Here is a 7,266-nt window from a genome sequence, read left to right as displayed (position 1 = left end):
GGGAAGGGCGGCTGCGTGATCGGCACCCGCACCGGCTTCCTGGACGCGCGCATCGAGACCCAGCTCGCCGAGGTTCGCGCGGCGCTGGCGGAGGTGATTGAGGATGTCTAACGCCACCGCCGACATCACCGGCGACATGCTGCGCCGCCTCGCCACGATCTCGCCGATCCGCCGCGAGGGCCGGGTCGTCCAGGGCATCGGCCTGACGATCGAGGCGCAGGGGCTCGAACTGGAGATCGGCGACATCTGCCACATCTACCCGTCGCGCTCCGAGGAGGGACGCATCACCGCCGAGGTCGTCGGCTTCCGCGACGACCGCCTGGTGCTGGTCCCGCTCGCCGAGCTGCGGGGCGTGCGCTCCGGCAGCCGCGTCGTGGCGCGCCGTACCTCGTACAGCGTGCAAGTCGGGCCGGAACTGCTCGGACGGGTCATTGACGGGCTGGGGCGTCCGATCGACGGGCAGGGGCCGCTCCTGTGCCGCGACGAGACGCGCCTCAGCAGCAGCCCGCCCGACCCGTTGAGCCGCATGCCAATCGAGGATCCGCTCCCGACCGGCATCCGCGCGATCGACGCCCTGATCACCTGCGGTCGCGGGCAGCGCCTCGGCATCTTCGCCGGGTCGGGCGTCGGCAAGAGCACACTGCTGGGCATGATCTGCCGCAACGCCGACTGCGACGTGCGCGTGGTCGCCCTGATCGGCGAGCGGGGACGCGAGGTGCAGGAGTTCATCGAGCGCGACCTCGGGCCGGAGGGTCTGGCGCGCTCGGTCGTGGTGGTTTCCACCTCCGACCAGCCGGCCCTGTTGCGCCTGAAGGCCGCCTGGACCGCGACCATGATCGCCGAATACTTCCGCGATCGCGGCCTGAACGTCGCCCTGCTGATGGACTCGGTGACCCGCCTCGCGATGGCCCAGCGGGAGATCGGCCTTGCCGTGGGCGAGCCGCCGACCACGCGCGGCTACACCCCCTCGGTCTTCGCGCTGCTGCCGCGCCTGCTGGAGCGCGCAGGAAACGCGGAGCGGGGCAGCATCACCGCCTTCTACACCGTCCTCGTCGAAGGAGACGACCTGACGGAACCGGTCACGGACGCCGTGCGCGGCATCCTGGACGGCCACATCTACCTCTCGCGCAAGCTGGCGGACAGCGGCCACTTCCCGGCGATCGAGGTGCTCGGGAGCGTGAGCCGGTTGATGAACGCGATCGTCGACGAGCGCCATCGCCGCCTCGCCGCGGAGATGCGGGAGCTCATGGCCGCCTACGAGGGCGCACGCGACTTGATCGAGATCGGCGCCTACGCCGCCGGTTCGAACCCGGTCGTCGACCGCGCGATCGACCGCATGCCGCGCATTCGCGAGTTCCTGCGCCAGGCGCCGGACGAGCCGGCCCGCATGGACGAGACGCTCGACCGGCTCGCGGCAGTACTGGGGGAGTGACGCTCAACAGGTGACACGGCACGGAGGGGATCGCTGTGACACCCGGTAGTGGACAACGGAAGGGCTTCCGGCTGGAGCGCGTGCTCGAGCACCGGCGGCGGCTGACCGAAGCCGCCGAGCAGCAACTGGCGCTCACCATCCAGAAGCGCCTGAAGGTCGAGGCGGCCCTGCAGCAGATCCAGGGAGCGCGGACCGCGACGAGTGCGTACCTGGAGGAACGCGCCGCGAGCGGGGAGCTTGACTTGACCACGCTGGCCGCTGCCGAGGCCTACGACGCACGCCTGCGGTCCGAAGCCAGCGCACGGCGCCGGGAGCGCGCGGAGGCGCTGGTGCAGGAGTCGGCCGCGCGGGCGGAACTGATCGACCGGCGCATCGACGAGCGCGTGTTGGAGCGCCTCAAGGAGCGGACCCTGCGCGAGCAGCGCGAGCGTGACGAGGCAGCGGCGCGCCAGGCGCTCGACGAGATCGCCACGCTGCGCTACGCGCGGGCCATGTCGAACGGAGCGGGCTATGGCCGTTGAGCGGCTCGTCATCCCACCGGAGGTGATCGCGGCCCAACCGGGGCGGTTCGCGATTCGTTCGCCGCGGCTCGACGGGAGCACCGCACGGACCGGGAGCTTCGCCGATGCGCTGGCGGCCCGCGGTATCGCCAGCGTCGACGCCCAGCTCCGCGGCTCCTGGCCGGTGGATGGCGAGGTCACGTCCCACTTCGGTCCGCGGCAGTTGTTGCCGGGTGAAACGCATCACACCGGCATCGACATCGCCGTCCCTGAGGGCATGCCAGTGCGCGCCACGGCCGACGGCGTGGTCATCTTCGCCGGCAACACCGACAGCTACGGGAACCGGGTCGAGATCCAACACGCGGATGGCACCGTCACCCTCTACGCCCACAACGCCGAGCTGATGGTCCAGCCCGGACAGACCGTGCGCAAGGGTGACGTCATCGCCCTCGCGGGCAGCACCGGGGCCTCGACCGGGCCGCACGTCCACTACGAAATCCGGCGCAATGGCGAGGCGATCGACCCCTGGCCGTTCCTCGCGCCGGACGCTGCACCGATCGCCGTCGGCGGGGCCATCGGCGGCGGGGGATATGACGGGTTGATCAACGAGGCCGCGGCCCGCTACGGCGTGGATCCCGCCCTGATCGCCGCGGTGATCCAGGCCGAGTCCGGCTTCGACCCGACGGCCGTATCCCCGGCCGGTGCCAAAGGGCTGATGCAGCTCATGGACGGCACCGCAGCGGCGCTCGGCGTCGAGGACGCCTTCGACCCGGCGCAGAACATCGACGGCGGCACCCGCTTCCTGCGGCAGTTGCTCGACCAGTTCCAGGGCAACGCGGAACTCGCCCTGGCAGCGTACAACGCCGGTCCGAACGCGGTCCTGCGCTACGGCGGGATCCCACCCTACGAGGAGACCCAGGCCTACATCGCCAACGTGCTGGCCGCGTACCGGATGTGGACCGGTGAGAACTGAGGAGGTCCGGCGATGGCATCGAACGGGATCGACCCGACCCGCATCATGGCGCAGGCCCTTGATGGCCTCGCGCTTCGCCAGCGGGTGACCGCCAACAACGTCGCCAACGCCGATACACCGCGTTTCAAGGCGTCCCGGGTGACGTTTGAGGAGACGCTTCGCCAGCGGCTGCACAACGAGCCGGGCGGCAACCTGAACCTTGTGCGCACGCACGCGGCACACCTGCCCGTGGATACGGCGGACGATGCGAGTCCTGCCCGCATCGTCGAGATGCGGGGCACGACGATGCGCAACGACGGCAACAACGTCGACATCGAGCAGCAGATGGGCATCCTGGCCGAGACGACGATGCGTTACAGCGCCGTGAGCGAGGCGCTGGCACGCAAGCTGGCCATCATGCGCACGATCGCCAGCGACGGGCGGCAGTAATGCGGCGGAGCCGAAGGCCGCGGCAGGCGAGGCGGCCGTGGAGGGGAAGCACGACGGCATGGTGAGCACCATCGACTCGCTCCTGATGGGGATGGCGGCACCCCGGATCACCGGTCCAGCCCGGCCGGCGTTGGCCGACTTCACCACGCTGCTCGAAAACCTGCTCGCCGGGCAGGGCGACGCGTGGCTTGCCGATCTGGCGACAGGATCATCCGCCTCCCCGGCAGAGCGCGACGGCTCCGCATCTGCCGCGGTTCAGGGAGAACCCGGCTCACCGAGCGACCTGGCGGCCGTGCTCCTGGCCCTCATCAGCCAGACCCAGCAGGAACAGGCCGGCCCCGACACGCCGGTCCCTGACGGCGAGCCGCGCGAAACAGGGATCAGCCCGTTGGTCGGGGCAGTCGAGCCCGACCCGGCCACCTTCGACGCGCCACCCGGTCCGGGCGACCTGCACCCGGCAGACCAGGACGCACCGGCTGGCGACGACGAGCCTGCGGGCGTCTCGGTTACGGACAACGAGCGGATCCAGGCCCTGCTGGCTCTCCTCGCCGCGGCCATGCCGACCGCCACGCCGCCGGCGGCGCCCGCGCACTCGCTCCCCACCGCCGCGAGCACGAAGGACGAGCCGGCTGAGCCCGTCATGGCCGTGGCGGCACCACAACCGGCCGCCGTGCCGGCCACCGGCCCGGCACGCACCGTGCCCGATTGCACGGAACGCCAGCCGGAGCACGTCGTCGAACAGATGCCGCAGGCCGCGTGGACAGCGGAGGCGACGAATCTCGGGGAGCCTGCGCGCGTCACCCTCGCTGAGCCGGGAACGGCGATGCGCCTGAGCGAGGATGTCTCCGTCGCCCCTGCCGGTCCCGCGGCGACGGTAGAAGCCCCGGTGACCGCATTCGCGCCGGCCGAGAGCGGCCCCACCGCGCAGAGCGAGGCCACATCAGCGACAGCATGGGCGAACCGGTTGGACGCGCCCGTCGGTGAGATCGAGCCCACCGCCGAACCGACGGCGCCGCCCCCGCCGCAGCCCGTCAACTCCGATGCCGCATCGCCACTGAGCGCTGATCGTCCGGGACCGCACGTGAGCAATGAACCGGATCGTCAGGTCGTCGCCGCGCCCACAGCGCCCCAGCCCGAAGGCTCCGAGCCGATCGCCCCACGCGAGGCGCCGACGCACGAGGTAGCAGCACACCCGGCTGGCGACACCGGACCCGCTCCGGCCAACGCGGCGCCATCCAGCACGCTTCCCGACGCCGTGCCGCTGCCTCCGGACGCACCGCAGCCCACCGGAAGCACGGCGATCGCGACCAGCAATGTAGCGGCCGCGCCGCCCGCCGGAGATCACCCGACCGCGACGAGCGATCCAGCGGCCGCGCCGCCCGCCCTGCCTCCACAGGCGGTGACGAGCGACGCGCTCCCGGCGGAAGCCGCCGATCCGGCGCGAGCGCCAGCCCCGGCAGCACCGGTGAGCGACCGGCCGACCGAGCCCGAGTGGGCAAGGAGCGCACCAGAGCCGGTGACAACGCCCAGCCCAGCCACGACGGGCTCCGCATCCGCCGGTGACCGCCCGGAGGTCGCCCCCGTGGACGCCACGGCGGGACACGCCACGTCCATGACCGGCACGACCGCCCCTGCCCAGGAGCGCGACGACACACCGCTGCGACTGGCATCGATCGAGGCCGACATGCCGGCAGGCACCGAGCTACGAGCAGCGCTGTCCAACTCCGCTGCGCCGCCAGCCCAAGACGTTCGGGCTGCTCCAGCGGAACCCGTTGCGTCGCCCGCCGCACCGCAGGTCGCGCAGGTGCTGGAGCGGGTCGAGCACATGCTGCACGCCGGGCGGACGAGCGTCAGGGTGCGTCTTGAGCCGGAATGGCTCGGCCCGGTCGAGATTCGCGTCGTATCCCGTCACGCCGGGCTCGGGATCGAGCTGATCGCGCACACGCCGGAAGCGCGCCACCTTTTGGAGCGCGACCTGGGTTGGCTCCATCGGGGTCTGGTCGAAACCGGTCACGAGGTGCAGCGAATCCGAGTCTCGGCGCCCGATTCGTTGCCGGACGGTACGGCTGGCACGCTGGTGGGCCAGGGCGGAGAGCACGGCTGGCGCGGCCATGGCGATCCGCAGGCCGAGGCAGACTGGCGGCAATCGTTCCGCCTCTACCAGCTCGGTTCCCCGGAGCGCGACGGTGAAAACCGGCCCCGCGCAATCGCCGGTCAACGGGCTGTTGTGGCACGCGGCATCGACGTGAGGATCTGAGCAAGAGGAGGTTGGCGGGTGAGTGTACCCGGTGTCACGAACCAGACGAACCAGGGCACCAACGCGGCATCAGGCGCCCCGTTCTCCCCGGCCGATCGGTTGGGCAAACAGGAGTTCCTGATGCTCCTGACCGCCCAGCTTCGGAATCAGGATCCGCTGCGGCCGATGGAAGACACCGCGTTCATCGCGCAGCTCGCCCAGCTCAACACGCTGGAGCAGATGCAGCAGATGAACGAGACGCTGAGCATCCTGGCGGAGATGTCGTTGCTGGCGCAGACCGCCAGCCTGATCGGCCGGCACGTCACCGCACTCGACCCGTCGAGCGGGGGCGTCATCAAGGGCGTCGTCAGTGATGTCACCATCCAAGACGGCACGCCGATCCTGAATGTGGGTGGGACCGCCGTGGCTCTCGCGCACGTCGTGAGCATCGGGCTCGATCCGTCCGCGACCGCACGGGGCGGCGCGGCCTAGTCCCCGCGCCGCGTGGCGCGGGCGTTGAGGACAGGAGGGAAGGTTGCCATGCTGAACCGTTCCATGGCGTCAGCCGTCTCCGGGCTCAAGGCCTACCAGACCTGGCTCGACGTCATCGGGAACAACATCGCGAACATCGCCACCCCTGGGTTCAAGGCTTCCCGGGTGCGCTTCGAGGACGTGATGAACCACACGCTCCGAGGGGCCAGCGTCCCGGATCCAGTGCAGGGGCGCGGCGGCCGGAACCCGGCCCAGGTGGGTCTGGGCGTGCTGGCGGCAGGTATCGACACCGACTACGCCCCCGGCACCCCGACGGCCACCGGGAAGATGAGCCACATGGCGATCCAGGGCGAGGGCTACTTCGTCGTCGCCGATGGTGTGCGCACCTACTACACCCGTGACGGATCGTTCGACCTGGGGATCGACGGCCGGCTCGTCAACCCCTCGACCGGCCTCTTCGTTATGGGCTGGCAGGCTGACGCGAACGGGGTGATCGACACCAGCCAGCCGCTGTCGTCGATCCGCATCCCCATCGGCGAGGAGATGGACGCCATGCACAGCACGTCCATCGCCGTGCCGGGGAACCTCGACGCGTCCGCCGCGAACGGCACGACCTACACGACCGACGTCACCGTCATCGACTCCCTCGGGTTCCGGCACTCGGTCTCGCTGACCTTCCAAAAGACCGGAACCAACACCTGGTCATGGACCTACAGCAGCACTGAAGCCGGCGTGACCCTGACCAACGCCACCGGCTCAGTCGAGTTCGATAACCAGGGCAACGTCCTCAACGTGACCAGTGGAGGTGACCTCACCATCCAGTGGGGCAACGGCGCGGCCGATACCGTGATCGCCGGTGGCGGTGACTTCACCCGGCTGACCCAACTCGCTGCCCCCAGCGACGCCGCCGGCGTGGCCGATGGCTCGACCGCCGGTGCCCTCACCTCCTTCGCGATCAGCGTCGACGGGGTGATCACCGGCATCTATTCCAACGGCGCGACCAAGGCGCTCGGCCAGATCGCGCTGGCAACCTTCGCCAACCCCGGCGGTCTCCTCAAGGAGGGGCAGAATCTCCTGTCGCCGTCCCCGAACTCGGGGCAGGCCGTCATCGGGACACCGGCGGGCGGCGGCCGGGGGCAGGTCGCGGCGGGCTACCTGGAGATGTCGAACGTCGACCTGGCCGAGGAGTTCACCAACATGATCC

Annotated in this window: 7 protein-coding genes; all 7 read left to right on the top strand. The window is 70.6% G+C overall.

Annotation, left to right across the window (positions count from 1 at the left end; translation table 11 throughout):
• Positions 1-103: 103 nt before the first annotated feature.
• On the top strand, positions 104-1,432 hold the full coding sequence (locus IRZ30_RS14060; RefSeq protein WP_294086076.1) for a FliI/YscN family ATPase: 1,329 nt from the start codon (positions 104-106) through the stop codon (positions 1,430-1,432).
• Positions 1,433-1,467: 35 nt separating this feature from the next.
• Positions 1,468-1,953, top strand: coding sequence for a flagellar export protein FliJ (fliJ, locus tag IRZ30_RS14055; RefSeq protein ID WP_294086075.1), 486 nt, complete (start codon positions 1,468-1,470; stop codon positions 1,951-1,953).
• Complete coding sequence (locus IRZ30_RS14050; protein ID WP_294086074.1) at positions 1,943-2,905, top strand: peptidoglycan DD-metalloendopeptidase family protein; 963 nt, start codon at positions 1,943-1,945, stop codon at positions 2,903-2,905. Before fliJ ends, IRZ30_RS14050 begins: the two co-directional genes overlap by 11 nt.
• 12 nt (positions 2,906-2,917) lie before the next feature.
• Positions 2,918-3,334 (top strand): flagellar basal body rod protein FlgB, encoded by a 417-nt coding sequence (gene flgB, locus IRZ30_RS14045; RefSeq protein WP_294086072.1) that lies wholly within the window; start codon positions 2,918-2,920, stop codon positions 3,332-3,334.
• Between the two features lie 37 nt (positions 3,335-3,371).
• A complete protein-coding gene (locus IRZ30_RS14040; protein WP_294086071.1) occupies positions 3,372-5,591 on the top strand; it encodes a flagellar hook-length control protein FliK in 2,220 nt (739 codons plus the stop codon).
• Positions 5,592-5,609: 18 nt separating this feature from the next.
• On the top strand, positions 5,610-6,062 hold the full coding sequence (locus tag IRZ30_RS14035; RefSeq protein WP_294086070.1) for a flagellar hook capping FlgD N-terminal domain-containing protein: 453 nt from the start codon (positions 5,610-5,612) through the stop codon (positions 6,060-6,062).
• A 48-nt stretch (positions 6,063-6,110) separates the two neighbouring features.
• Positions 6,111-7,266 (top strand): flagellar hook protein FlgE (locus tag IRZ30_RS14030; protein WP_294086069.1); only part of this gene is annotated, 1,156 nt, incomplete at its 3' end.

It is taken from the genome of Sphaerobacter sp. (genome assembly GCF_019683595.1).
GTDB lineage: Bacteria > Chloroflexota > Chloroflexia > Thermomicrobiales > Thermomicrobiaceae > Sphaerobacter.
Note: the sequence above shows the minus strand (reverse complement) of the source record. Positions and strands in the feature narration are given on the sequence as shown.